Origin of the sequence: Winogradskyella algicola (genome assembly GCF_005869935.1) — a bacterium.
Classification (GTDB): Bacteria; Bacteroidota; Bacteroidia; order Flavobacteriales; family Flavobacteriaceae; genus Winogradskyella; species Winogradskyella algicola.
The window spans coordinates 1-255 of record NZ_SZQF01000038.1; the positions used below are offsets into that span (position 1 = coordinate 1).

At 38.4% G+C, this 255-nt stretch carries 1 protein-coding gene; it reads right to left on the minus strand.

Features of this window, described 5'->3' with window-relative positions:
- The coding region (locus tag FC091_RS15280; protein WP_171032536.1) for a hypothetical protein at positions 1-255 on the minus strand (255 nt) is incomplete at both ends.

The window sequence follows — 255 nt, forward strand, 5'->3', positions numbered from 1 at the left end:
TCAAATAGAACTTACCGATATTAGTTGGGTTTGGATAGAGCTTAACGCTATCCAAGTCAAAACTACCTGTTGATAATGTTGACTGGAAGAACACAACTGAAAAACGATCGTTAGCAATTGAAGACGTTATACCTGCATCCACAGAATAGCTATAGTCAACGGAACCTGTCTGAGGAATCTCAGTGTAAGTACCTGTATAGTTATCAAATAAGTATGGTGTTACACCTTCTATGGATATACCTTCGGCTACAATCG